Here is a 23490-nt window from a genome sequence, read left to right on the forward strand (position 1 = left end):
GGCCGTCGGTGGCTGGGCCGCCGCTCGAGGAGCTGCTCACGCGATTGGCTGGTGGGCCCGAGCTCGCGCCCGCCGAACTTGTGAGGATATCCCCCACCCAATGGTCCGAGCTCGATCGGCGAGCCACGCATTATCGGCTGCAACCGTTGCTCCATCGGCGCTGGGGCGAGTCCGCATCGGTCCCGGAATTGCAGCGACAGACCTGGGCGAGCGCCTATCGCGCCAGCGCGATCTCCGCACTGGCGCACAAGGCCGAGCTGGTCGCTATCGCCGAACTGCTGGCGCGTGCCGGTATCGAAGCGATCGCGCTGAAGGGATCCTGGCTGGCCTGGCATGCCTGGCCCGATCCGGCACTGCGCCCCTTGCGCGATCTCGACCTGCTCGTTCCCGAGGATGCAGTGCTCCACGCACGCGATCTCCTGCTGGGCCACGGCTACGGCGAGTTCGGCACCGAAGGACTGGCCCCAGAACTATGGAAGCAACGCTACCATCAGCTTGCGCCACTCGTCTCGCCTGGAGGGGTTGTCGTCGAGCTGCACCATCGGTTGTGGATCGAGGATTGGCGCACGCCGCAACTGCCCGTGGATGTGTTCGGGCGAGTGATCCCAGACCCTCAATACCCGGCGCTCAATTACCTCGATCCGGTCGACCAGCTTTGCCACCTTGCGGTCCATGCCGCTGTGCATGGTTTCGATGGTGGTCCGTTGATGCTCGCCGATTTCGAGCGATTGGCGCTGGCGCACAGCATCGACTGGGCTGCCGTGTGGGATCGCGCAGCTGCCGAAGGATGGGACCGGGTGGCCGGCCTGGCGATCGAGGCGACACGTCGCTGGACCTCCAAGGGGGCAGCAATCTTGCCACCATCGCCGCTGCCCGTACCGCCTGAGATCATCGAGAACCTCCCGCTGCTGCTGGCCAAGCCACCGGAGCGGATCGCGGCAGATCAGACAGCGGCGCGATTGGCGCGCACGGATATTGGCTGGGGCGAGAAGTGGCGGCGCGCACTCGCCCGGCGCGAACGGCATGACACGCTCTCCCCATGGTTGGGCTGGCTGGGAGGCGAGCTGCGCAACGCGATTGCGGCGCGATTGGGCGGAGATACCGGTCGCGGAGCCGCGCTGGTTGCACAGCTCAACCGCTACCTGTCAGCGCAGAAGCCCTAGCTAGCGCCTGCCCTTGGCGAGCTGGGCGATCAGCGTGAGCTGCTGGGCGAGCAGCAGTTCCGCGGCCTGGCTGTTGGTCAGCAGGTCACGATGCAATCGCACGAGCGCGTGGGTGAGCCGGTCGAGCAGATTGCGTTGCCGCCATATCGCGAGCTGCTGGCCGATCTCGCGCTCTTCCTTCCAGAAGATCCCCAACCGCGCCTTTTCTCCCTTGTCCAAGGCGCCATAGGGCTGCGAGCCGAGCACGGCCGCGATCCGCGCAAGCTGGGCCGCGCGTCGTTCGAATGCCAGCAATACGCCAACTGGATTGAGGCCAAGCTGCTTCAAACGGGCGATCTCCGGTGCGACCCGGTTTCCCTGGCCGCCCATCACCGCATCGACAAGCGGCATGAACCCGTCCTCCTCGCTCACCGCACCAACGGCGTCGAGGTCTTCTGTGGTAGCGGTGCGGGGGCTCTGCGGGCTGGCATCGAGATAGATCGCAAGCTTGGTTATCTCGCTTTGCGCCAGTCGCACGTCGAGATTGGCGGCACGGGCGATCCTTTCCGCCATGTCGCCTCCCAGCCGCACGCCGGCGGCATCGGCCATGGAGCGCACGCTTTGCGATACGGAGCGCAAGTCGGGCGGATAGAACAGCGCAACCAGCGCGTCCTTGCGTTTCTCGAGCAGCTTGGCGGTGCGCGACTTGTCGGTCGCCGATGTGGCAACGACAATGACTGGGCAGGCCGAGCCGGCCCCTGCATCGCCCGTCTCGATCAGGGTCTCGATCGCGGCAAAGGCATCGTCACCATTCGCGCGCACCCAGATATGCCGCCGGTCGCCAAACAGCGATGTCGATCGCGCCTCGTCACCAAGGCTAGCCGGATCGTTTCGCAAGTCGGCACCTGCCATTTCGACACGTTCGCCCGGTTCCGGCAGCCAGGTCACCAGATCGCGGGCAGCGGCACTCGCCCCTGCCTCGTCCTGCCCGCAGAAGAAGAAGATCGAGCAGGCCTGCGCCGCGCTGCGGCCTTTGGCGGCGAAGTCGCGGCTGGTGAGCTTCACTGCTGCTCGCGCAGGGTCAGCGCCACGCGCGTGACAATGCGCTGCGCCACGTCCCGGGCGAGGTTTTCGAGCGCGGTCTGTTCGGCTGCGATAGTGGCGTACTCGCTGGAAACCACGTCGATACCCGCATCGGAAGCGGCAGTGGCATCGAGCAGGATCTCGCCGCTCGACAGGTCAATCAGCTGGTAGCGCGCCCGCAGCGTACGGCGTTCGCGGCTGATGGTATCGTCGCGCAAGATGCCGAGGCCGTCGAGCTGGTCGTCGAGCCGTACGTCGAGCCGGTACTGTGGGGTCTCCGCCCCTGCAGCTTCGAGCCGGTCAGTAAGCGCATTACGCACCAGCCAACCTGCCTGCCCCTCGATCGCAGGCACATCGACTGCGGCCAGGCCACGCGCGACCGCGCCATTACCCCCGCCGGCATACATCGGTTGCAGGCCGCAGGCTGAAAGGGCGAAGCAGGCGAAAAGGATGAAGGCGCGACGCATCAGGTGACGATATTCACCAATCTGTCCGGCACCACAATGACCTTGCGCACCGGAGCCCCGGCAATCGACCGCTGCACCTTCTCGGAAGCCAGAGCCAGCGCTTCGAGGTCCTCCTTCGAAGCGCCCTTGGGGGCACTCAGCGTATCGCGCAGCTTGCCCATGTGCTGGACGGCGATGGTCACCTCGTCCTCGACCAGCAGCGCGGGATCCACTTCGGGCCAGCCTGCGTCCGCGACTATGCCTTGCTGCGTCATCGCCGACCAGGCTTCCTCAGCCAGATGCGGCATCATCGGTGCCACCAGCTGCACCAGCGTGCGGATCGCCGCAGAGCGGCTCGCCGACGGCTGTGCCTTCTCGACCGCGCCGGTCAGTTCGTAGATCCGCGCCACTGCCTTGTTGAAGCCTAGTCCTTCAATATCCTGGGCGACGGCGGCGACGGTCTGGTGGGTCTTGCGATCGAGCGCCTTGTCGTCTCCGCTCGCCTCAGCCTCATACTGGCCGAACAGGCGCCACAAGCGGTGAACGAAACGCGAGCAGCCTTCGATGCCCGCTTCGGACCACGGCAGGTCGCGTTCGGGCGGGCTGTCGGACAGCATGAACCAGCGCACCGCGTCGGCGCCGAAGCGATCGATGATCGTGTCGGGATCGACCACGTTCTTCTTCGACTTCGACATCTTGATGACACGGCCGATGGTCACCGCTTCACCGCCGTCCCTCAGCGTCGCCCCCTCACCAGTGCGGATCACTTCGTCGGGGCTGTAGAAGACTTCACGTTCCCCTTCGCGGCGCGAATAGGTTTCGTGGGTGACCATGCCCTGCGTGAACAGCGAGGCGAACGGTTCCTTCACGTCGACCAGGCCGATGCGGTTGAGCGCACGGGTCCAGAAGCGCGCATAGAGCAGGTGCAGGATGGCATGCTCGATGCCGCCGATATACTGGTCGACTGGCAGCCATTTGGCCACTTCCTCACGGTCGAACGGCTTGTCCGCGGGCTGGCTGGCAAAGCGCAGGAAATACCACGAGCTGTTGGTGAAGGTGTCGAGCGTATCGGTCTCGCGCTCGGCCTTGCCGCCGCACTTGGGGCAATCGACATGCTTCCAGGTGGGGTGGCGCAGCAGCGGGTTGCCCGGAGTCTGGAAATCGACATCTTCGGGCAGGGTGACGGGAAGCTGGTCCTTGGGCACCGGCACCACGCCGCAACTTCCGCAGTGGATGAAGGGGATCGGCGTGCCCCAATAGCGCTGGCGGCTGACGCCCCAGTCGCGCAGGCGCCATACTGTCTTACCTTGCCCGCGGCCCTCTGCCTCGATGCGCCGGATGATCTCGCGCTTGGCGTCCTCCACGCTCATGCCGGTGATGAAATCCGAATTGACGATCACCCCATCGCCCGCTTCGGCCTCGCCGGCAAAGGGCTTGGCAGCCTCTTCGACGCTCGCCGCGACCACGCGCGGGATGGGCAAGCCGTATTTGGTGGCGAACTCGAAGTCGCGCTGGTCGTGGCCCGGCACTGCCATGATCGCGCCCGTGCCGTAGTCCATCAGCACGAAATTCGCGATGTAGACGGGCAGGTATTCGCCGGTGAACGGGTGCTTCGCGCCGATGCCGGTGTCGAAGCCCAGCTTTTCCGCCATCTCGAGCTCGGCCGCCGTCGTCCCACCCTTCTTGCACAGCTCGATGAACTTGGCCGCGTCGCAGTTCTGCGCGGCGACACCCTGCGCGATCGGATGGTCGGCGGCGACCGCGACGAAACTCGCGCCGAAGATCGTGTCGGGGCGGGTCGTGTAGACCGGCAGTTGTTCCCCGTTCGAAAGGTCGAAGCTGAACTCGAGCCCGCGCGACTTGCCGATCCAGTTTTCCTGCATCAGGCGGACCTTGTCCGGCCAGTCATCGAGCTTGCCGAGTCCGTCGAGCAGGTCTTCGGCGAAGTCCGTGATACGCATGAACCACTGGTTCAGTTTGCGCCGCTCGACCTCTGCACCCGAACGCCAGCCCTTGCCGTCGATCACCTGTTCATTGGCGAGCACGGTCATGTCGACCGGGTCCCAATTGACCTCGCTCTCCCTGCGATAGACGAGGCCCGCCTCATACATGTCGAGGAACAGCGCCTGTTCGTGGCCGTAATACTCCGGCTCGCAAGTGGCGAGCTCGCGGCTCCAGTCGAGCGCGAAGCCGAGGCGCTTCAGCTGCGCCTTCATGTGTTCGATATTGGCGCGGGTCCAGCCGCCCGGATGGACGCCCTTCTCCATCGCGGCGTTCTCCGCCGGCATGCCGAAGGCGTCCCAGCCCATCGGGTGGAGCACTTCGTGCCCCGTCGCCCGCTTGTAGCGCGCCAGCACGTCGCCCATCGTGTAGTTGCGAACGTGGCCGATATGGATGCGCCCCGAGGGATAGGGGAACATCTCGAGCACGTAGCTCTTGGGCTTGTTCGAATTGCTGTCGGCGCGAAAGGTCTGCGCCTTCTCCCACGCATTCTGCCAATGCGCGTCGGCAATCGCCGGATCGAAACGGGTGTCGCTGCTCATGCGAGCGGCCTTACGGATTTTACGTGGTTTGGGAAGGACCCGCGTGCGGCAAAACCGCTATCAGTTGAGCGTGTGACGGCGCAATTCGCGCGCCTTGGTGAGGATGATGTCCTCGAGCTTCTGCACGGTCGCGGCCTGCACCGGGGCATCGACCCAGCCGCCGCCCTGGCTGACCTGCCGGCTGGCAGCCACGCGAAGCGCATCCGCGCGCAGGTCCGAATCGAGAATCGTCACGGTCACCTTGACGCGTTCGCCCGGATTGCTGGGGTTGGCATACCAGTCGGTGACGATCACCCCGCCGTTGCTGTCGGCCTGGAGCAGCGGAGCAAAGCTGACGGTTTCCAGCGCTGCGCGCCACAAATAGGAGTTCACACCGATGGTGGTGATCTGTGCCGCGGCGAGGTCGGCCTTCGGCCGCTCGCGTCCGCCGCAAGCCGCAAGGCTGGCCGTGGCGGCAATGGCCAAGGCTAGGATGGCAGGGCGGCGTAGCTGGGCAAGAGCGATCATGTCGGTCCTTGGTATCAATCCGGTTTCACGGCTCTATAGAGCCTGCACGCAGGGGGGCAAGCCATGCCGACCGACCCTGCCTGACAACCTTCTCATGCACGTGAGCGCGGTGAATGCCCGCTGAACCCGGACCAGCGACACGCGCCGCCGCACCTGCCCGTGTTGACACAGGGCAACAGTTGCATGGATTCGTCATCTGCGGCTGTGGAAAAGCTGGTATCTGCACAAGTCGGACCTTAGCTTCGTTAAGAGTCCGATAATCTCGGTTCGAGTCGGGTCAGCTGCGGTTAAGCGGCGATCGAATAGAGGCTTCGACCGAAATTTGGAAAGGTAACGCAGTCGTCATGGCAAGCCGCCGCAACAATACGAGCACCAAGCGGGCGATCCCCGCGGCGCTCGCGGCTGCGGGCTTGGCGTTGTCCATCCCCGGTGCCGGCCTTGCGGTCGTTTCCGGCGGCAATGGCGCATCGGCCGATGCTTCGCTCGGCTCGCTACCATTCACCCCGGCCGGCGCGGATCCGCACCTGGCACGGCGCGTGGCGGCGATCATCGGCGAAGACGGGCTGCGGTTCACGCCGGCGACCAAGCTTCCGCGCGATGGCGAACGCACGGTGACCGTTGCGGTACGGGTCGATGGGGCCACCGCCCGCGCAATCTCGGTTCGCGATGCGATCGATAGTGCCTCGGCGGAGAAGGGTCGCGATGCGGCGCTGGCCATCGCACCGACGAGCTACAACCTCGGCATCGCGCGCGGTTATCAGAGCTTCGCGCAGGCGACCAAGCCTGTCGAACTGCCTGGTACACTGCGCGACGTCGCCATGCCCGACCTGTCGCAGTTCCGGCCCGAGAAGGAACGGTCCGGCAAGCCGAGCCGGTTCCAGTCGCAGATTGCTCTGACGAACGAGCAGAGCGCTGGACGTGCCCCGCGCACGCTTGAAGGCGCGGGCCAGCAGAGCGTCGACCTGCGCACTTCCTATCGCGTGGGTCGCAATCTCGACGTGACGGCCGGGGTACGCGTGTCGCAAGATCGCAATCGCCTGGCGCCGTTGACCGACGGGGTCGAGGATGATCAGGCGGTCTATGTCGGGACGCAGATCCGCTTCTGACCCGTCCCGCCACTGCGGCACAATTCCAAGAATACGATTGAACATTTCGCCCGCATGGCGATTGCCTTTGCGCGGTAACATCTGCGCGCCTAAGACCGGAAGAAACGCTACGGAAAGCTTGGGAGTGAAGACATGGCACGTGTTGCGATCGTAACTGGCGGTTCGCGCGGAATTGGCCGCGCCATATGCGAAAGGCTGCGCGACGAACGCGGCTGTACTGTGATCGCCAACTACGCCGGCAATGACGACGCGGCGCGCGCCTTTACCGCCGAAACCGGTATTCCCACGATCAAGTTCGATGTCGGCGATTTCGACGCCGTGCAAGAAGGCTGCGCCAAGGTCGCCGAAGAGCACGGACCGATCGATATCGTCGTCAACAATGCGGGCATCACCCGTGACGGCACGCTGCTGCGGATGAGCTATGAGGATTGGGATGCGGTGATACGCACCAACCTTGGCGGTTGCTTCAACATGGCCAAGGCGACCTTCCCCGGCATGAAGGACCGTGGCTGGGGCAGGATCGTCAACATCGGCTCGATCAACGGGCAGGCGGGTCAGTACGGCCAGGTCAACTATGCCGCCGCCAAGAGCGGCATCCACGGCTTCACCAAGGCATTGGCGCAGGAAGGCGCGCGCTTCGGCATTACCGTGAACGCCATCGCCCCCGGCTACATCGACACCGATATGGTGGCCGCCGTGCCCGAGCCGGTGCTGGAGAAGATCGTCGCCAAGATCCCGGTCGGTCGCCTCGGCCGTGCCAGCGAAATCGCGCGCGGGGTCAGCTTCCTGGTATCGGAGCATGCCGAGTTCATCACTGGCTCGACGATGAGCATCAACGGCGGCCAGCACATGTATTGAGGTGCGGCGGGCGCACGGCTGGACCGGGCGCCCCCTCAAGTCAGTCGACCATAATTCCGACGACCTTCCAGACACCCTCTTCCAGCTGGAGGGTGACCGTCTCGACGACTTTGGTATTTGCATATTGGGTCGCGAAGGCGACCTCCTGATAGCCGTGCGGAGGAGCGTTGAGATAGCGCACCGTGAGCAGGTCGCGCGAAATGAGGGCGCCCTGCGGCCCGCGCACCTGAGTTGCGGCGTTGCTCCAGCCGATGAGTGTATTGCTCTGCTTGAATGTCCTTCCGGTGGCATCGAAGCTGGCTTCCCAATCGCCTGCGTCGGTCAACGTAAGCCATTCGCGTGCAGCGGCAACGACGGCCGCATCGCTCGACGGCGCCTCCACCGGAGCTGCCTCCCGGGCGGGTTCGACAAAGTAGGAGGTGAGAATCAGGCCGGCGGCAAATATGGTCATCATGACAAGGACTCCTGCAATGATGCGGCGGGCGGGTTTGCCTGCCGCGACCCGATCCTTGTCTGCAAAGCCCGCCTCCCCGGCTTCCCCCAAATCCTTGTCTGCAAGTTTTTGGGGGTCGGCCCCCTCGCTCTCGAGAAGCAGGCGCGCGGCTTCCCGGCTGCTGGTGACACCCAGCTTGCGCCGGGCCAGCCGAAGGCGCTCGTTGATCGTGTGAACCGAGAGCGAAAGCTCGCTGGCCATAGATTTTGCATCGTGACCGCGAACAATGAGTCGGAGGGTCTCCTTCTCCTTGTCCGTGAGTTCGTCGAGAGCGTCCATCCGCGATATCGCCGCCATACTTGCCATCAGGACCCGGAATCTATCGGCAGGTCCGAACACCAGCCACCCCAAAAAAATCGTAGGTCCGCACCGGTCGCTTATGTAGGGGAGCCGGGATGATTCCCCCCTACCACCCCCCACGGAAGTACTCGGTCCGCATCGCGGGCCACCGAACCTCGATCAGCCTCGAACCGATGTTTTGGGACATGCTTACCGACGCAGCGGCGTCACGCAACGTGTCGATCAACACGCTGGTGGCAGACATCGACGCCGAACGGATCAAGGCGGAAAACCCGCCCGGGCTGGCGGGCGCTATCCGAATCTGGCTTGTCTGGAATGACAAAGGCCGGCGAACCGCTTCGTTCACCCTGCCCAGCTACACTCGGCCAGCTCAGTAATTCGAAGGCGGATCGCTGGCCGGGAAGCTTTCGTCGATCTCCTCGTCGGTCTTGGTCCAAGGACCGCCGGGCGCGTCTCGCATGGCTTGTGGACCTGCATCGCGAACCTGGGCCAAGCCTTGGTTCTCGGCAAAAGCGGGCCTTGCCCGGTCCTTGCGAAGGTACCTGTAGCAGGCAAGGCCAAGCACACCGAGCGCTGCAAGTTTGCGTAGCATCGAACAGAATCCTTCCTCTGCGACCCAACGCACGAAACGCGCAAAAGGTCCGCGTCAACCTGACGAAAAGCGCCGATGCGAAAACAAACTCCGGCCAAGTGCATCTCGGCGTCACGCGCTGGCGATGATCCGCCAGGCCATCATCTCGAGTCCAGTCCCCTTCTCCAGCCGATCAAGCTCTGCACCGGCTTCCGCAACCGCGCGGGCAACCGCTTCCGGTTCATGCTGTGCGAGTTCCAGGGCGAGCGGACTTCCTTCGGTCATGCCCCGCAGCAGTGACAAGGCCGATCCTTCCGGGCTGACGGCATGGACCGGCTCAACCACGACATCGGTGAAACCCGCGAGCGAGACGTCGAGCATGACCTGCTCCGGGTCGGCATAGCCGAAAGGGGTGCGCGCAATGAAACCCGGAGATGGGTCATCGAGATGTGCGGTAAGGACCCGATGGATCGCCTCGCTTCCCGGGTTGGCGGATAATGGCGCCCAGACATTGAACAGCATCGCACCGCCTGGGCGCAGCACACGGCGCATCTCGCTATAGGCGGCCACCCGGTCGGGAAAGAACATCGCTCCGAATTGGTGGAGCACGAGATCCAAGCTCGCGTCGGCGAAAGGCAGGGCCTGGGCATCGGCCTCCCGCCAGGTAACGTTGCCGAACCGATGCCGTTCCTGGGCGAGGTCGACCATCGCCTTATTGAGGTCGGTCGCGGTAATCACCGCGTCCGGAAAAGTCGGGGCGAAGCGCGCAGTCAGTGCGCCGGTACCAGCCGCAATTTCGAGAACATCGGAGAATTCGAGATCCCGCGCAAAGACGACCAGGTCATCGGCGAAGGGCGTGAACAGCACTGGCACGAGGAAGTCCTCGTAATTCTCGGGAATCGAACCCGCGAAGGTTGCATCGCTGCCGGACATGGGCAGCCTCCCTTCCACCGAAGGTTTTGCGCCCTAGTCGTCTCCTACGCGCTCGATATCCGCACCGACAAGCTGGAGCTTCTCTTCCAGCCGTTCATATCCCCGGTCGAGGTGGTAGATACGGCGCACGGTAGTCTCGCCCTCGGCGGCCAATGCCGCGATGATCAGGCTCATCGATGCACGCAGGTCCGTGGCCATGACCTCGGCCCCGGTCAGATTGACCGGCCCGCGAACCACGGCGGTACGTCCGCTCGTTTCGATATCCGCGCCCATGCGCCGCAGCTCGGGCACGTGCATATAGCGATTCTCGAAGATCGTTTCGGTCAGCATGCTCGCGCCTTCCGCCTTGCACAGCAGGCTCATCAACTGCGCCTGCATGTCGGTGGCGAGGCCAGGATAGGGCGCCGTGGTGAGATTATGCGCCTTGAGCGGACCGCTCGCCGCCACGCGCACGCCACCCTTCACGCCTTCGCATTCGACACCGATATTGCGCAGCGCATGGATGGTCGAGCCCATGTCATCGGCCTCAGCCCCCTCGAGCAGCACTTCGCCGCCGGTGATGGCCGCGGCGCAGGCGTAGGAACCGGCTTCGATCCGATCGGGCATGACCCGATAGGTGGCACCGTGCAGCCGCTTGACGCCATGGATGGTCAGCTCGCTGTTGCCGATCCCTTCGATCTCGGCGCCCATGGCGACCAGGAGGTTGCAGAGGTCGACGATCTCGGGCTCGCGGGCGGCGTTGATCAACCTGCTGGTCCCGTTCGCCAGCACGGCCGCCATCAATGCATTCTCGGTTGCGCCGACCGAGACCACCGGGAAATCGAATTCGCCGCCGGGCAAGCCGCCATCGGGCGCGATGGCTTTGACATAACCCTGGGCCAGTTCGATATGCGCACCAAAGGCCTCAAGCGCCTTGAGATGCAGGTCGATCGGGCGATTGCCGATCGCGCAACCGCCGGGCAGCGAAACGGTCGCCTCGCCCATCCGCGCCAGCATCGGGCCCAGCACGAGGATCGAGGCACGCATCTTGCGCACCAGGTCATAGGGCGCGACGGTGCTGGTGAGACGGGTCGCTTCGAGCGTGACCACGCGCCCGAAATCTTCCGGCCGCTGCCCCTGGATGGTGTGCGCCACGCCGAACTGCGTCATCAGGTGCTGGAACCCATCGATATCCGCCAGGCGCGGCAGGTTGCGCAGCGTAACCGGCTCCTCGGTCAGTAGCGCGCACGGGATCAGGGTGAGCGCGGCGTTCTTTGCGCCCGAGATCGGGATCGAGCCCGACAGGCGATTGCCGCCGCGAATGAGAAGCTTGTCCATGTTCACGCCTTTACCTGCACCGCCAGTGCTGGCAAGCGTCACACGCCTGTCGCACCGCGATGCAAGGGCATTTTGTCGACTCCATCCCCGGCACGCCAGGCACCAACAGTCATCTGGACCAACATGACCACGCATAAACCGATCAAGAAGGCCGTTTTCCCAGTCGCTGGCCTGGGCACCCGGTTCCTGCCTGCGACCAAGGCCATTCCGAAGGAGCTGCTGCCCATCGTCGACCGCCCGCTCATCCAGTTTGCGGTGGACGAAGCGCGCGAGGCGGGAATCGAGCAGATCATTTTCGTCACCGGGCGCGGCAAGACCGCCATCGTCGAGCACTTCGACGTGGCCTTCGAACTCGAAGCGACGATGAGCGAGCGCGGCAAGGACATGAGCGTGCTCGACGATACCCGCGCGACGCCGGGGGACATCATCACGGTGCGCCAGCAGATACCGATGGGTCTCGGTCACGCCATCTGGTGCGCCCGCGCCATCGTCGGCGACGATCCCTTCGCCATCCTGCTGCCCGACGAGCTGATGATCGAGGCCAGGGGTGGAGGGACCGGCTGCATGAAGCAGATGGTCGAGGCCTATAATGAGGTGGGCGGCAACCTCATCTCCGTGCTGGAGGTACCGCAGGAGGAAGTATCGAGCTACGGCGTGATCGCACCCGGTGCGAGCATTTCGGACACGCTCACCGAGGTTACCGGCCTGGTCGAGAAGCCGCCGGCCGGACAAGCGCCCTCGAACAAGATCATATCGGGACGCTACATCCTCCAGCCCGAGGTCATGCGCGTGCTCGATGCCCAGGAGAAGGGTGCGGGCGGCGAGATCCAGCTGACCGACGCGATGGCGAAGATGATCGGCAACCAGCCATTCCACGCAGTCACCTTCTCCGGCCGCCGCTTCGATTGCGGCAGCAAGACTGGCTTCGTCGAAGCAACACTGGCCCTAGCCTTGGAGCGCGAGGACATGGGCGACGAAGTCCGCGCCATCATGCGTCGGCTGCTGGCCGAATAACCGACGAAAAAGGGGACGCCGCAGCGCCCCCTTCGTTCATTCTCTCAGCGGGTCGAGCCTAGTTTGCAGGGCCCTCTTCGCCTTCAGCGCGCGACATGACCTTGCGCTGGTTGGTCAGCAGCTCGTTCACGTCACCAGCCAGCCCGGGCTCGGCAACCACGCCCTGGGCGAGACCGCCGAGCGACGAGCCGTCCAGGCCCAACTCCTTCATCAGCCCGTCGAGAACCGGAGCCTGTGCCCGATAGGCCAGGGCCGCGCTGACTGCGTCGGTGGCAAGGTTGCCGGAGCCATTCCCGACCGCGGTTGCACCACCCGACGACTTGCCGCCGCCATTGGTGAGCCCATCGACCTGGACGATCTTGATCGAATCGATCGCCTCCATCGGCTTGGCGCTCTCGCGGATCACCTCGGGCAGGACCTTGAGCAGGGCCATCTTGGTCTGGAGCGAGATCTGGTCCGAGGACAGGATGTTCGCCGCCTCGTTGATCGCCCGCTGACCCGCAGCCTCGACCTCGAAGCGCACTCGTGCAGCTTCGGCACGGAGCTTTTCGGCCTCGGCCTCACCTTCCGCCTCGCGACGCATGGCTTCGGCGCGGTTGGTTGCGGCGTCCTTCTCTGCTTCGGCCTCGACCTTGATCTTGATCGCATCGCGCTCGGCGATCTTGGCCGCCTCGATCAGCTCGATCTTCTTGTTACGTTCGGCAATTTCACTTTCGCGGCTGGTGACGACCTGCTCCTCGGCGGCGACCGCCTTGGCGCGGGCTTCGTCGGCCACGGCCTTGGCCTGGCTTTCCTCGCGGCTCTTGTTCTGCACCGCGATCTGCTGTTCCTGCCGGGCAATTTCGAGCGCGCGGGTCTGATCGATCCGGGCTTCCTCAACCAGGCGATCGGCTTCGATCTGCTGCGCGTCGACCTGCTTCTTGGCTTCGATCCGCGCAGCCTCCGCCTCGCGGTTGCGCTCGGCCTGTTCGCGGGCGATCTCTGCCGCTTGCGCCGCACGACGCACCTCGACTTCGCGCTCCTGCTCGAGCCGCGCATACTCCTTGTCGCGACTGATCTGGAAGCTGCGCTGGTCCGCCTCGAGGTTCTTGGTCTCCATCTGCACGCGCGTGTCCTGCTCGATGTCGTTACGCAGCTTCTTGCGCGCCTCGATCTGCTCAGTCAGCTTGGTCAGGCCCTCGGCGTCGAAGGCATTGTTCGCGTTGAAGTGCTCGATCGAAGTCTGGTCGAGACCGGTGAGCGAGACCGATTCCAGCTCGAGCCCGTTCATCGCGAGATCATTCGACGACACTTGCTGCACTTTCTGGACAAAGTCGGCGCGCTGCTCGTGCAACTCGTTCATGCTCATCCCCGCGGCGACCGAGCGCAGTGCGTCGACGAACTTGCCTTCGACGAGATCCTTCAGCAGCTCGGGCTGCATGGTGCGCTGGCCAAGCGTCTGCGCGGCCATGGCTATGGCCTGGGCATCGGGGCGAACGCGGACGTAGAACTCCGCCTTCACGTCGATCCGCAGGCGGTCGAGCGTGATCAGCGCTTCATTGTCCCGGCGCACCACAGGCAGCACCAGCGTGTTCATGTTGACCGGCATGGTTTCATGGAAGACGGGCAGCACCAGGGCGCCACCGTTCATCACCACCTTTTCGCCACCCACGCCGGTTCGCACGAAGGCGACTTCCTTCGACGCCCGGCGATAGAGCTTGGCCAGGAACAGCCCGATGATGAGGATGCCAAGGACGATTCCTCCAGCGAGGATGGCCCAGTCGATAAGATTTTGCATTTCCACTCCTTGCTACAAACTCAGTTGGGCGACAGGCGGCGTTCGGCCAGCGCGGTCGCGTAGAATTGATTGCCCTCGCGATGGACGAGGAGGACCTCGTCGCCTGCCAGGAACTCGGATGCCGTGTCATGTGGTTCGACCATCACGTAATGGTCCTGTCCGTAGGCATCCTTCACCCGGGCGCGGGCGGGGAATCCGGCGCGCGCGACACCATCGGTGATCGTGCCGCGTCGGCCGAGCAGCGTGCCGGGATCGACCGCGCTGGTTTCGTCCTGCGGCAGGATTCGCCCAAGCGGCCGGGCAATCACGCCCGCCACCGGCAGGGCACCCCCTGCAGCCAGCACTGCGGCCAGCCAGCGATCGAACGGCGCGCCGGTAAAGGCGGCGGCCAGCTGTTGGATGCCGACCCCCATGCTCGCGAAGAGCAGCAGGAAGACGACCAGCCAGATCGTCAAAGGGATGCGCCCCAGCCCCAGCAGCGTGAGCAGTCCGTCGATCGGCCCAGCATGCAGTACGCCATCACCGTCGGCGTCGAGATCGAAGTCGATATCGAGCACGCCAAGCAATTGGATGACGAACAGCGCCAGAACCAAGACAAGGGCCACCGCGAACGGCAGGTTGTACGGTTCCAGTAATGTCATCGGTCCTCCTTTCTTTTGAATGTCGAGGACGAAAAACTCCGGCTTCCCGACCGAAGTCGAAAAGTTCTTATCCGTCGTCTTTTTCCATGAGGTCAATTTAGCGATAACCGGGATCGTCCGGTAGGAATATGCGACGAACCGAGTTCGATTTTGCCTTCAAAGCGCTTCCGTCTAGGAACCCCGCGCTCGGTCAGCCCGCGCCCATACTGGGGCCGATTTTCCTACAGCTCGGCGCCTCGGTATTCCCCTTCGTACCGACCACCACGCGGCGGTCGTTCACAAGGGGCAGGCGAGTGCTGGCTGGGCAGTATGGAAGGTCACACTCGGGCACTATCCGCACAGCGAAAAGTCTTGGAAATTCATGTGCGTCGACCGAAGGTCACGGATTTCGCAACCGCCGTGCGCGTTCCACCCGCGCGCCTGTCGCTTGCTTCCGATCAGCTCATCAACTCGATGTATGTCCTGCTCCATACCGGAAGCTTTTCGAGCCGGGCTTCAAGGTCTGCAAGCTTTCTCCTCTAATACTCGACGCCCTCGCCGCGTTGCTCCCAGAACTCGATGAGTTGGCCACATGTAATTACCTCACGCACATTGCTCCGCGCGAGATGGAGGACTTCCAGTGTTGGATCACCCATCGCAGGCAACATAGCGGCCAGTTCTGGTGGAAGTTCGCCAGAAGGCGCTCCACAAATGGCTGCCACGCATTCGGCCGCGACGATATTGCACACTTCATTGTATGCGTTCCACATCGCATAGTTGAGCAGAACTTCGCCGATCGAGATTATGTCTTCGGAAAGGGATGCCACCATCATTCGGGCAGCATTGTTCTCGAACAGGCCGATCCCCGTAACCCGAAGCGACATGACTATACCCCTGAGCGACTCGTAACTATCAGTACCAATTGTGTTTCTTGGATAGGGAAGTCAAATTGCCTTGATACGCAAGGGCAGCGTCTTGAGCCCGCCGACGAAGGTCGATTTCGAGCGCGCGGGTTCGCCTGCCAGTTCGACGCTGTCGATGCGGTCGAGCAGGGTCTCGAACAGGATGCGCATTTCGAGCCGTGCAAGGTGCAGGCCCAGGCATTGGTGTGCGCCCGCGCCGAAGGCGAGGTGCCGGTTGGGGCTGCGTGCGGCATCGAAATGGCGCGGATCGTCGAACACGGCGGGATCGTGATTGGCCGCGACGTAGTTGATCATCAGCCAGTCGCCCTTGGCGATCTTCTGGCCGCCCACCTCGGTATCCTCGGCCGCGGTGCGCATAAAGTGCTGCACCGGCGTGGTCCAGCGGATCGCCTCTTCGACGATTCCGGGGAGCAGCGAGCGGTCGGCCTTTACCTTGGCCCACTGTTCGGGGTCTTGCGCCAGCGCCAGCATCGCGCCGGCGGTGCTGGCCGAAGTGGTATCGTGCCCGGCCGCAGCGACGATGATGTAATAGCCCATCATGTCGCGATCGTTGAGCGGTTCGCCGTCGACCATGGCATTGGCGATGGTGCTGGCAACATCGCCACTGGGATTGGCGCGCTTCTCAGCCGTAAGCTTGGCGAAATAGGCCTCGAAGTCCTTGACCGCGCCGGCCACGATCTGGGTGATTACATCGGGCGGAAGATCCTTGATGCCCGATTGGTTGAGGTCCTCGTCCGAACCGCCGAACAATTGCTGCGTCAGCATCAACATGCGCGGCTCGTCTTCTTCGGGCACACCGAGGATCTGCATCACCACATGCAGCGGATAGGGTGCCGAGACGAGTTTGCAGAAATCGAGCTCAGGCCCCGCATCGATCATTCGCTGGACGGTCGCCTGTGCGATCTTGCGGATCTCGTCCTCGATACCGCGTAGGTTCTTGGGCATGAACCATTCCTGCGTCAGCTTGCGGTACTTCATGTGGATCGGCGCATCGAAGGTAACCAGGCTCGCCACCATATGCTCGCTGCCGCCGCTGAACTGCTTGGCGAACTCGATCCCCTCGGTCAGGCTGAAGACGACGGTGCGCGGATTGTTGAGGAAGGTAGCGTTGTCCTTCGATACGCGCATCGCATCATCATAGCGGGTGAGCAGCCAGAACGGCGGGTGCACCGCATCTTCGCTGGCTTCCACCCAGGCGACGGGCATCTCTTCCCGCAGGCGATCGAAGGTGTCGAGCAGCGGGTCCCATGCGGCATAGCTGGTCGGATCGATGACCGCGCGGGCCGTCACCGGATCGAGCCGGGGCTTGTCCTGCGTGGCCATCAGGCCTGCTCCGTCTCGGCTTCGGCCTTGCGCAGATACTCGTCACGCAGCTCGCGCTTGTACAGCTTGCCATTCGCTTCGCGCGGCAGCTGCGCACGGAAGTCGAACAGCTTGGGCATCTTGATCTTCGACAGGCTGGGCGCGAGGAAATCGCGCAGCTCGGCCTCGAGGGCGGGGCCCGCATCGGCCATATCCATCGGCTGGACCACCGCGACGACCTTTTCGCCGAAGTCGGGGCAGGGCGCGCCAATCACCGCCGCGTCCATCACCTTGTCATGCGTGACCAGCAGGTTCTCGATCTCTTGCGGATAGATGTTGACCCCGCCCGAGATAATCATGTGGCTCTTGCGGTCGGTGAGGTAGAGATAGCCGTCTTCGTCGACGTGGCCGATATCGCCCAGTGTCATCCAGCCCTTGGGGTGCATGGCTTCGGCGGTCTTGGCCGGATCGTTGTGGTAGGTCGGAACGGTGTCGTTCTCGAAATAGAGCAGTCCATCAGTACCCGCCGGCACTTCCTCACCGTCGGGCCCACAGACGTGCAGCACGCCGTGGATCGCCTTGCCGACGCTGCCGGGATGGGCGAGCCAGTCTTCCGACTTGATCAGCGTCATGCCGATGCCTTCGGACCCGGCGTAATATTCGATGATGATCGGACCCCACCATTCGATCATCGCCCGCTTGACCGGGACGGGACAGGGCGCGGCGGCATGGATCGCCCGCTGGTGGCTGGAGAGGTCGTAGCGACTGCGCACTTCGGGATCGAGCTTGAGCATGCGCACGAAATGGGTCGGGACCCATTGGCTGTCGGTCACCCGGTACTTTTCAATCGTGGCCAGGGCGAACTCGGGGTCGAATTTCTCCATCACCACAACCGTCGCACCGAGCCGATGGGCAGTGGTGCACCAGCCGAGCGGGGCGGCGTGATAGAGCGGTGCGGGCGAGAGGTAGACCATCGACCCATCGCTGGGCCACCCTGCCCCCATCACCGCGAGCCCCATCAGCGGCGTTACCTGCTGGATGTCTTCGTCGGTCGGCGGGGCCGGGCGCACCCCTTTGGGCCTGCCGGTGGTACCGGAAGAGTAAAGCATGTACTGCCCAACCTGCTGGTCATCGATCGGTGCGGCAGGTTGCGCCGCCAAAGCCGTCGCGAGGCTTTCCTCGCCGCTGCCGCCGACCAGCAGCATCGGCAGTCCGGGGCACTCGGCGCGAATGCCGGGGATCACTTCATCGAAGTAGCGGCTGGTAATCAGCAGCTTCGCATCGCTGTCATTGAGGATGTAGGCGATCTCGGGCGCGGTCAGCCGGGTCGAAATCGGCACCATCATGATCCCGCAGCGCTGCGCTCCCCAGACCAGCTGGAGGTAGTCGATGGTATTTTCCATGAGGATCGCCACATGATCGCCCCGGCCAAGGCCACGCTCACGCATCAGCCGGGCGAAGCGGTTAGCGTAGTCGTCCATCTGGCCATAGGTGACGGTTTCGCCGCTACCGGCCATGATCAGGGCCGGATGATCGGGGCGTACCTTGGCATGGGCTATCGGGTGCATGGTTTTCCTCTCTCCTCCGCCGGTCCTTTGCAGACTCATCCGGTTGCGAGAAGAAACCTACCTAAGCCACCAGCGCGGGCAAGAAAAAAGGGCGGCGGGAAGCCCCGTCGCCCTGCTTTCCTGTCCCCAATGGGGCGTTGCGGCTCAGTTATCGTCGCCGTCGCCCTGGCCACCGGTACCCATCGCCAGCGCATAGGCGCGCTGCGCATCCGATTCGACCATGTACGGGATCGGATTGACCGCTTCGCCACCGATGCGGACTTCATAATGCAGGTGGGGGCCGGTCGAACGGCCGGTCGAGCCGACGTAACCGATAATGTCGCCCTTCTGGACGCGCGTGCCCGGCGCAACCGCGATGCGCGACATATGAGCATAGCGGGTCTGCAGTTCGGCGCCATGCTCGAGCGAGACGAAATTGCCGTAGCTCGAGAACCATTCGGCCTTGCTGACATAGCCGTCAGCCGTGGCGTAGATCGGGGTGCCCATCGGCGCGGAAAGGTCGACGCCCTTGTGATTGCGCCGACCGCCAAGCACCGGGTGCGTCCGCATGCCGAAATCGCTGGTCAGCGTGGTATTGTCGAGCGGGAGGCGCGAAGGCACGGCAACCAGCGCATGAGCCGGAATACCTGCCGGACGGCCAACTTCTTCCCAGTTTGCGAAGAGTTGCTGGAACTGCGCGTCATCACCGTCTTCGATCGTGCCGGCGACGCGGCTTACGTCGATCGTTCCGACCGCAGCAGCGGTGTTGGTGTCGCCAGCATGTGCCGGTGCGGCAGCGATCGAAAGCCCTGCGGCGATAATCGCGATTACAAGCGAGTTACGCTTGGAAGCCATTGCAAACCCGTCCATCCGGCGCTCTTGCGCCCGTTCGCTTCCCGACGACCTGGACTTCCCCTGCCCGCGCCACCGAAATCATTCAACACTGCCGGAACCCCCCGGCGTCTCGTGGATTTGGGTTATCGGTGAAAAAGTTAATCAGGCAATAGCCGCGTAGTAGCTGCGCGGTAAGCCGCCTGCCAAACGCGCTGAGTCGTTGAACGGCCCTTTGAGCCCCCCGGAAAAGTGCGTTTCCACCAGTTTCCGCCACAATTCCCGCGCGTTCTCGCCACGACGGGCGGCCACCGCGTGAAAATGCTTGGAGCCGATGGCGACATGACGAATTTCGTCGTCAAGGATTCGTTTCAGAATTTTCGCCCCGTTTTCATCACCTTGCACGCGCACCCGGTCGAGCGTGGCCGGGGTTACATCGAGTCCACGCGCCTCCAGCACCATGGGAACGATCGCAAGCCGCGCGGCAACATCGTGCGAGGTGTCGCGCGCCGCGCTCCACAGCCCGTCGTGCGCAGGCAACGCTCCGTAGCAGGAACCCAGCGAATCGAGTTTCCGCGCCAGCAGCGCAAAGTGCATCGCTTCATCGGCTGCGACAGAAAGAAATTCGGAAACAAAGGCTTGCCCCATCGAATCGCCGAATCGCCCGGCCATATCGAGGGCAAGGTCGATCGCGACGAATTCGATGTGCGCGAGTGCATGCCACAGCGCGATCCGGTTCCGTTCCGACCCCATCTTACCGCGCTTGGGCATCCGTCCGGGCGGCAGCAATTCGAGGTTCCCGGGCCATGCGGGACGCGCCGGCATCTCCACATCAAAGGTGAAATCGAGCCGCCCGAGCCGCCAATCGCGCGCAACCTGGCGCGCAGCGAAGACCTTGGCGGTCGGATCGCCAGTGAGCAGCGCAGCACGGATCGCTGCCGCGATGCTGCGCCGCCCCGACGTCATGCGCCGCGTGCCGCCGCCAGCACTTCCTCGGCGTGACCTTTGACCTTCACCTTGGGCCACACCTGCGCGATCGTTCCGTCTTCGGCGATCAGATAGGTCGCGCGGACCATGCCCATGTAAGTCCGCCCGTACATCTGCTTTTCGGCCCAGACCCCCAGCGCATCCGAAAGGCCGCCATCTTCGGCATCGGTGGCGAGGTCGATCGACAGGCCGTGCTTGTCGATGAACTTCTGGTGCTTCTTCGGTGGATCCTTGCTCACTCCCAATAGCGCCACGCCCACCTTGTCGAATTCGGCCTTGAGTGCCGAAAAGTCCTTCGCCTCGGTGGTGCAACCGGGCGTATCGTCCTTGGGGTAGAAGTAGACCACCGCCTTGCGCCCCCTGAAGTCGGAAGGGCGTACCGTGCCACCGTCCGGCTTCTCCATCGCGATGTCGGGCATCGGGTCACCCACGCCAGGCGCGTTCTTGCTCATCAACCTATCTCCAGTCCCTCATCAAACACATCCAGCCAGGCCGCCGCGACGTCACGCCGCGACGCTTCCAGCCGGGCAAGCAATCCCGCATAATCCTTGCACATGCATTGGCGCGCCAGGATTGCCGCTGCGGCGTCATTGGGGCGATCGAGGTCAGGCGCCAACAGCCTTGTTCCCACCAGCAACCGCGTCATCAGGTCGCGCGCTTCACGCAACTCTGACCGCAGGTGACCCGCAGTTACCAGCTCTGCAATCGCGTCACGCAAGTTGGGCGTCAGTGCGATCCGATGGCGCAATTGCAGGAAGTGAACGAGGAACTCGATATCGACCAGGCCGCCGCGTAGCAGCTTGGCGTCGAGCGGGCCCTTCGGCGCCTTGTGCCGCGCCATCTCACCTCGCATTTCGAGGACATCCGCCTTGAGCTTCTCCGGGTCGCGTTCCTGCGTCAGGATCGAGGCTACGACCGCTTCGACGTCACGCCGCGCAGCCTCGCTGGCAACCAGCACTCGCGCGCGCTGCAGTGCCATATGCTCCCATGTCCACGCATCCTCGCGCTGGTAGCGGGCGAAGCCCTCGATACTCACCGCCAGCGGGCCCTGATTGCCTTGCGGTCGCAAGCGCGTGTCGACCTCGTAGAGCGCGCCCTGCGCGGTGGGCACGCTCAAGGCCGCCGTCACCCGTTGCGCCAGCCGATTGTAGTAGAGCGTGGCCCCAAGTGGTCGGTCCCCGTCGGATTCGGCGTCATGCGAGCCGGTGAAGAGATAGATGATGTCGAGGTCCGAAGCATGAGTCAGCAGCCCTCCTCCCAGACGGCCCAACCCCACCACGATCAACTCGCTTCCTTGGATGACGCCGTGGCGCAAGGCGAATTCGGCCTGCGCCTCCTCCAGCGCAACCTGCAACGCGCCTTCGGCAACCCGTGACAGTGCGGCGGCAATTTCGAGAGGGTCCTGCACCCCTTCGATCAGCCGCACGCCCAGCGCGAAGCGCGCCTCACCGGTTACGATGCGAATCCGGTCGAGCCGCTTCTCATAGTCATCGCCGCGCTCGCGCTGGCGCATTGCGCCGGCAAGATCGTCGACATCGGCCGCGAGGTCGACCGAGCTTCGGTCTATCAGCGCATCGAGCAGGTCGGGCTTGCGTGCCAGTTCATCGGCCAGCGGCGGCGCAAGCGTCAGACAATCGGCGACGAGGTCGAACAGACCCGGTCGCGCCTCGAGCAGGCGGAACAGGTTTATCGCGCTCGGCAGGCGCGCAAGCATGGTTTCCCAACGCGCCAGCGTGCGATCGGGTTCGTCGGAAGCAGCGACGGAGGCGAGTAGCGCGGGTCGGATCGTATCGAAGGCCGCCAGGGCCGCCTGGCTGCGCAAGGCCGAGAAGCGGCCGTCGGTCCAGGAGGCCACGCGTTCGTTCGCCTCACGCGACACCCCTGGGTCTTTGCTTCCGACCGGAACCGTCGCGACCGTCTTGCCATCTTCAGCCAGAAGCGCGTCAAACCTCGCCCCGACAGGCGCGGTGACTTCGTGCAAATGGGCGAGCAGAGCTCCGCCGTCGGCCATCCCATGGAGCCGCGCAACATTGTCGAGCGCATCGCCTGCAGGAAGCGTATGGGTCTGGTGGTCCTCGACCATCTGCAGGCGGTGCTCGATCACGCGAAGCGCATCGTAGCTTTCGCCCAAGACGCGCGCATCGTCAGGCGCAATTCGGCCCGTTGCCGCCAGGGCATCGAGCGTCGCCCGTGTACCCCGGTGACGAAGGCTCGGATCGCGGCCGCCGTGAATCAACTGATGCGTCTGGGCGAAAAACTCGATCTCGCGAATGCCCCCGCGCCCCAGCTTGAGATTGTATCCCGGGGCAGGCTCGCTTGGCCCGCTCTGCTGCTCTCGAATGCGTCGGGTCAATCGCCGAATCTCGTCGATCGCCCCAAAATCGAGGCTACGCCGCCAGACAAAGGGTCGGATATGATCGAGGAAAGCTTCACCCGCAGCGATATTGCCGGCACAAGCACGCGCGCGGATGAACGCCGCTCGCTCCCATGCCAGTGCCGAACTTTCGTAGTGCGCCGTCGCGGCGTTGAGCGAAAGCGCCAAGGGACTGACTTCGGATGCAGGGCGCAATCTCAGGTCGACCCGGAAGACATAACCTTCATGCGTCACTTCCGAGAGCAGCCGTACGATTTCGCGCGCGTAACGCTGGGCCGCTTCTCCTGGCTCGTCGCGTTCGCGCCGGGGCAGCTGCGTCGGATCGTAGAGCAGGATCGGATCGATATCCGAGGAGTAGTTGAGTTCGCCGGCGCCGTGCTTGCCCAGGGCCAGGCCGATCATCCCGGTATTCGGCGCGCCCTCAACCCGCCCCGCGATAGCCGCGCCGATCGCTTCATGCAGGGCGCGATCAGCGAAGGCGGACAGTTCGCGCATGACCTTGGCAAGGGGGAAGGCTCCGGCGAGGTCGCCAATCGCCAGCACCAGGGCAAGGGAGAGGCGCTCACGCCGCAGCGCAGTCGCCACGTCACCCTGTTGCACCGCCTTCGCCAGTCCGAGCGCTTCCTCGCCTTCGCCGCGCTCCATCAGCGCAACCAGTTCCGGGCGTCGCTGCAGCGCGCGCGCAAGGAATGGTGCGTGGGCCCGGGCGCGGGCGAGGGCAGAAGACCAGTCGGCAACCATCGCACGCCGTCCTGCCGCCGCGCTCGCATATGCGCAAGCTTGCCCTCCCGCAGTCATGCTGACACAAGCCCGCCC

General features: G+C 64.1%; 22 protein-coding genes. 5 read left to right on the forward strand and 17 right to left on the reverse strand.

Annotated elements, in window-relative coordinates:
- Positions 1-8: 8 nt before the first annotated feature.
- The gene (locus tag HQR01_RS04970; protein ID WP_173213083.1) at positions 9-1163 is read left to right on the forward strand and encodes a nucleotidyltransferase family protein; all 1155 of its coding nucleotides are present in this window, start codon (positions 9-11) and stop codon (positions 1161-1163) included.
- Here HQR01_RS04970 and holA read toward each other — a convergent pair whose 3' ends face one another.
- The 4 genes from holA to HQR01_RS04990 are packed head-to-tail and all read right to left on the reverse strand — an operon-like array spanning position 1164 to position 5721.
- Positions 1164-2207: a DNA polymerase III subunit delta gene (gene holA / locus HQR01_RS04975; protein WP_173213085.1), complete on the reverse strand. Its 1044-nt coding sequence runs from the start codon at positions 2205-2207 to the stop codon at positions 1164-1166. It lies immediately after the preceding gene.
- Positions 2204-2692, reverse strand: coding sequence for an LPS assembly lipoprotein LptE (lptE, locus tag HQR01_RS04980; RefSeq protein WP_173213087.1), 489 nt, complete (start codon positions 2690-2692; stop codon positions 2204-2206). Before lptE ends, holA begins: the two co-directional genes overlap by 4 nt.
- Positions 2692-5214, reverse strand: a complete 2523-nt coding sequence (gene leuS, locus HQR01_RS04985) for a leucine--tRNA ligase (protein WP_173213094.1) — start codon at positions 5212-5214, stop codon at positions 2692-2694. Before leuS ends, lptE begins: the two co-directional genes overlap by 1 nt.
- A 60-nt stretch (positions 5215-5274) precedes the next feature.
- A complete protein-coding gene (locus tag HQR01_RS04990; RefSeq protein WP_173213095.1) occupies positions 5275-5721 on the reverse strand; it encodes a DUF3576 domain-containing protein in 447 nt (148 codons plus the stop codon).
- Positions 5722-6065: 344 nt separating this feature from the next.
- On the opposite strand from HQR01_RS04990, the gene HQR01_RS04995 reads away from it, so the two are divergent.
- Both HQR01_RS04995 and phbB read left to right on the forward strand, forming a co-directional pair.
- Positions 6066-6827 (forward strand): hypothetical protein, encoded by a 762-nt coding sequence (locus tag HQR01_RS04995; protein ID WP_173213097.1) that lies wholly within the window; start codon positions 6066-6068, stop codon positions 6825-6827.
- Positions 6828-6959: 132 nt separating this feature from the next.
- Positions 6960-7685, forward strand: a complete 726-nt coding sequence (gene phbB / locus HQR01_RS05000) for an acetoacetyl-CoA reductase (RefSeq protein ID WP_173213099.1) — start codon at positions 6960-6962, stop codon at positions 7683-7685.
- A gap of 40 nt (positions 7686-7725) precedes the next feature.
- On the opposite strand, the gene HQR01_RS05005 is transcribed toward phbB, so the two are convergent.
- The gene (locus HQR01_RS05005; protein ID WP_173213101.1) at positions 7726-8457 is read right to left on the reverse strand and encodes a helix-turn-helix domain-containing protein; all 732 of its coding nucleotides are present in this window, start codon (positions 8455-8457) and stop codon (positions 7726-7728) included.
- Between the two features lie 116 nt (positions 8458-8573).
- Here HQR01_RS05005 and HQR01_RS05010 point away from each other — a divergent pair, with 116 nt between their 5' ends.
- Positions 8574-8855, forward strand: coding sequence for a ribbon-helix-helix domain-containing protein (locus tag HQR01_RS05010; protein ID WP_173213103.1), 282 nt, complete (start codon positions 8574-8576; stop codon positions 8853-8855).
- Here HQR01_RS05010 and HQR01_RS05015 read toward each other — a convergent pair.
- The 3 genes from HQR01_RS05015 to murA form a co-directional block, all read right to left on the reverse strand.
- Positions 8849-9070: a hypothetical protein gene (locus tag HQR01_RS05015; RefSeq protein WP_173213105.1), complete on the reverse strand. Its 222-nt coding sequence runs from the start codon at positions 9068-9070 to the stop codon at positions 8849-8851. The two genes, HQR01_RS05010 and HQR01_RS05015, sit on opposite strands and share 7 nt — an antisense overlap.
- Before the next feature lie 111 nt (positions 9071-9181).
- Positions 9182-9982: a class I SAM-dependent methyltransferase gene (locus HQR01_RS05020; RefSeq protein WP_173213107.1), complete on the reverse strand. Its 801-nt coding sequence runs from the start codon at positions 9980-9982 to the stop codon at positions 9182-9184.
- Between the two features lie 33 nt (positions 9983-10015).
- On the reverse strand, positions 10016-11299 hold the full coding sequence (gene murA, locus HQR01_RS05025) for a UDP-N-acetylglucosamine 1-carboxyvinyltransferase (protein ID WP_173213108.1): 1284 nt from the start codon (positions 11297-11299) through the stop codon (positions 10016-10018).
- Between the two features lie 123 nt (positions 11300-11422).
- On the opposite strand from murA, the gene HQR01_RS05030 reads away from it, so the two are divergent.
- Positions 11423-12313, forward strand: coding sequence for a UTP--glucose-1-phosphate uridylyltransferase (locus HQR01_RS05030; RefSeq protein WP_173213110.1), 891 nt, complete (start codon positions 11423-11425; stop codon positions 12311-12313).
- 58 nt (positions 12314-12371) lie between these two features.
- On the opposite strand, the gene HQR01_RS05035 is transcribed toward HQR01_RS05030, so the two are convergent.
- The 9 genes from HQR01_RS05035 to glnE all read right to left on the reverse strand — a co-directional run bounded on the left by HQR01_RS05035 (position 12372) and on the right by glnE (position 23472).
- A complete protein-coding gene (locus HQR01_RS05035; RefSeq protein WP_173213113.1) occupies positions 12372-14090 on the reverse strand; it encodes a flotillin family protein in 1719 nt (572 codons plus the stop codon).
- A gap of 20 nt (positions 14091-14110) precedes the next feature.
- On the reverse strand, positions 14111-14731 hold the full coding sequence (locus HQR01_RS05040; RefSeq protein ID WP_173213114.1) for an OB-fold-containig protein: 621 nt from the start codon (positions 14729-14731) through the stop codon (positions 14111-14113).
- 518 nt (positions 14732-15249) lie between these two features.
- Positions 15250-15594 carry a hypothetical protein gene (locus tag HQR01_RS05045; protein ID WP_173213116.1) on the reverse strand — a complete coding sequence of 115 codons (345 nt, stop codon included), beginning with the start codon at positions 15592-15594 and terminating at the stop codon, positions 15250-15252.
- Positions 15595-15654: 60 nt separating this feature from the next.
- On the reverse strand, positions 15655-16956 hold the full coding sequence (locus tag HQR01_RS05050; protein ID WP_173213118.1) for a cytochrome P450: 1302 nt from the start codon (positions 16954-16956) through the stop codon (positions 15655-15657).
- Complete coding sequence (locus tag HQR01_RS05055; RefSeq protein ID WP_173213120.1) at positions 16956-18503, reverse strand: acyl-CoA synthetase; 1548 nt, start codon at positions 18501-18503, stop codon at positions 16956-16958. Before HQR01_RS05055 ends, HQR01_RS05050 begins: the two co-directional genes overlap by 1 nt.
- A gap of 144 nt (positions 18504-18647) precedes the next feature.
- A complete protein-coding gene (locus HQR01_RS05060; protein ID WP_234030256.1) occupies positions 18648-19337 on the reverse strand; it encodes a M23 family metallopeptidase in 690 nt (229 codons plus the stop codon).
- A 141-nt stretch (positions 19338-19478) separates the two neighbouring features.
- On the reverse strand, positions 19479-20279 hold the full coding sequence (locus HQR01_RS05065) for a ferritin-like domain-containing protein (RefSeq protein ID WP_173213124.1): 801 nt from the start codon (positions 20277-20279) through the stop codon (positions 19479-19481).
- Positions 20276-20752 carry a peroxiredoxin gene (locus HQR01_RS05070; RefSeq protein WP_173213126.1) on the reverse strand — a complete coding sequence of 159 codons (477 nt, stop codon included), beginning with the start codon at positions 20750-20752 and terminating at the stop codon, positions 20276-20278. The genes HQR01_RS05065 and HQR01_RS05070 overlap by 4 nt, the downstream gene beginning before the upstream one ends.
- Positions 20752-23472 (reverse strand): bifunctional [glutamate--ammonia ligase]-adenylyl-L-tyrosine phosphorylase/[glutamate--ammonia-ligase] adenylyltransferase, encoded by a 2721-nt coding sequence (glnE, locus tag HQR01_RS05075; protein WP_173213128.1) that lies wholly within the window; start codon positions 23470-23472, stop codon positions 20752-20754. Before glnE ends, HQR01_RS05070 begins: the two co-directional genes overlap by 1 nt.
- Between the last annotated feature and the right edge of the window lie 18 nt (positions 23473-23490).

The organism is Erythrobacter mangrovi (assembly GCF_013260645.1).
GTDB classification, from domain to species: Bacteria; Pseudomonadota; Alphaproteobacteria; order Sphingomonadales; family Sphingomonadaceae; genus Qipengyuania; species Qipengyuania mangrovi.

Coding starts and splice junctions, on each gene's coding strand:
- HQR01_RS05010 (WP_173213103.1), top strand. CDS start 8,574: ATGATTCCCCCCTACCACCCCCCACGGAAGTACTCGGTCCGCATCGCG.
- HQR01_RS05005 (WP_173213101.1), bottom strand. CDS start 8,457: ATGGACGCTCTCGACGAACTCACGGACAAGGAGAAGGAGACCCTCCGA.
- HQR01_RS05030 (WP_173213110.1), top strand. CDS start 11,423: ATGACCACGCATAAACCGATCAAGAAGGCCGTTTTCCCAGTCGCTGGC.
- HQR01_RS05060 (WP_234030256.1), bottom strand. CDS start 19,337: ATGGCTTCCAAGCGTAACTCGCTTGTAATCGCGATTATCGCCGCAGGG.
- glnE (WP_173213128.1), bottom strand. CDS start 23,472: ATGACTGCGGGAGGGCAAGCTTGCGCATATGCGAGCGCGGCGGCAGGA.
- HQR01_RS05070 (WP_173213126.1), bottom strand. CDS start 20,752: ATGAGCAAGAACGCGCCTGGCGTGGGTGACCCGATGCCCGACATCGCG.
- leuS (WP_173213094.1), bottom strand. CDS start 5,214: ATGAGCAGCGACACCCGTTTCGATCCGGCGATTGCCGACGCGCATTGG.
- HQR01_RS05020 (WP_173213107.1), bottom strand. CDS start 9,982: ATGTCCGGCAGCGATGCAACCTTCGCGGGTTCGATTCCCGAGAATTAC.
- HQR01_RS05055 (WP_173213120.1), bottom strand. CDS start 18,503: ATGCACCCGATAGCCCATGCCAAGGTACGCCCCGATCATCCGGCCCTG.
- murA (WP_173213108.1), bottom strand. CDS start 11,299: ATGGACAAGCTTCTCATTCGCGGCGGCAATCGCCTGTCGGGCTCGATC.
- HQR01_RS05045 (WP_173213116.1), bottom strand. CDS start 15,594: ATGTCGCTTCGGGTTACGGGGATCGGCCTGTTCGAGAACAATGCTGCC.
- HQR01_RS05040 (WP_173213114.1), bottom strand. CDS start 14,731: ATGACATTACTGGAACCGTACAACCTGCCGTTCGCGGTGGCCCTTGTC.
- HQR01_RS04990 (WP_173213095.1), bottom strand. CDS start 5,721: ATGATCGCTCTTGCCCAGCTACGCCGCCCTGCCATCCTAGCCTTGGCC.
- HQR01_RS05015 (WP_173213105.1), bottom strand. CDS start 9,070: ATGCTACGCAAACTTGCAGCGCTCGGTGTGCTTGGCCTTGCCTGCTAC.
- HQR01_RS04995 (WP_173213097.1), top strand. CDS start 6,066: ATGGCAAGCCGCCGCAACAATACGAGCACCAAGCGGGCGATCCCCGCG.
- HQR01_RS05050 (WP_173213118.1), bottom strand. CDS start 16,956: ATGGCCACGCAGGACAAGCCCCGGCTCGATCCGGTGACGGCCCGCGCG.
- HQR01_RS05065 (WP_173213124.1), bottom strand. CDS start 20,279: ATGACGTCGGGGCGGCGCAGCATCGCGGCAGCGATCCGTGCTGCGCTG.
- lptE (WP_173213087.1), bottom strand. CDS start 2,692: ATGCGTCGCGCCTTCATCCTTTTCGCCTGCTTCGCCCTTTCAGCCTGC.
- phbB (WP_173213099.1), top strand. CDS start 6,960: ATGGCACGTGTTGCGATCGTAACTGGCGGTTCGCGCGGAATTGGCCGC.
- HQR01_RS05035 (WP_173213113.1), bottom strand. CDS start 14,090: ATGCAAAATCTTATCGACTGGGCCATCCTCGCTGGAGGAATCGTCCTT.